Genomic DNA, 635 nt, shown 5'->3' on the forward strand with positions numbered 1-635 from the left:
AAACCGTGACGCTCACCGATGGCGGGGAGGTTACTTTCCGGCTGCTGGAACCGATGATGGCGGGAGATCTGCTCATCCCCTCGGGTACGCCCGTAACGGGGGCGGCGAGGATCAACGGCGAACGGCTGACGGTCAAGGTCAGCGCTGTCCAGCACGGCGGGGCGGTCGTTCCGGTCGATCTGTCGGTCTATGACACGAACGGCAACGAGGGTATTCCCGTGCCGGGGTCGGAAGAACTCAATGCCGTGAAGGAGATCGCCGCCAATATGGGCGCGGGCATGGGCAGCAGTATCACGATCACGGACGATGCCGGTTCGCAACTGCTCTCCGACCTGGGGCGCAGCGCCATCCAGGGCGTGTCGCAATACGTGAGCAAGAAGATGCGCTCGGTCAAGGTCACGCTCAAGGCCGGTTACAGCGTCCTGTTGCTCCCGCCCCTTCAATAAGGGTACAAACGACGTACTTCCGTACACCACTGAAAAAATCCATTTTTATCAACAATCAAAAATTTATCGAGTATGAAAAAGATTCTTCTGGCACTCGCTTTTATCGGGTGCATGTTCGCTGCCCACGCGCAGGAAAAGCCCTCCACGGGCGATTTGTACGACGGTCTTACCCGTCCGGTGACTTTCAAC

General features: G+C 58.1%; 1 protein-coding gene and 1 pseudogene. Both read left to right on the plus strand.

Annotated elements, in window-relative coordinates; all coding sequences use genetic code 11:
* Positions 1-446: conjugative transposon protein TraM (gene traM, locus ABUA47_RS18350; protein WP_349831864.1), on the plus strand; the 446-nt coding region annotated here is incomplete at its 5' end.
* A gap of 72 nt (positions 447-518) precedes the next feature.
* Positions 519-635: pseudogene (locus tag ABUA47_RS18355) on the plus strand (conjugative transposon protein TraN); the annotation flags it as partial.

It is taken from the genome of Bacteroides sp. RTP31139st1_H2_RTP31139_211217 (assembly GCF_040227615.1).
GTDB classification, from domain to species: domain Bacteria; phylum Bacteroidota; class Bacteroidia; order Bacteroidales; family Bacteroidaceae; genus Bacteroides; species Bacteroides uniformis.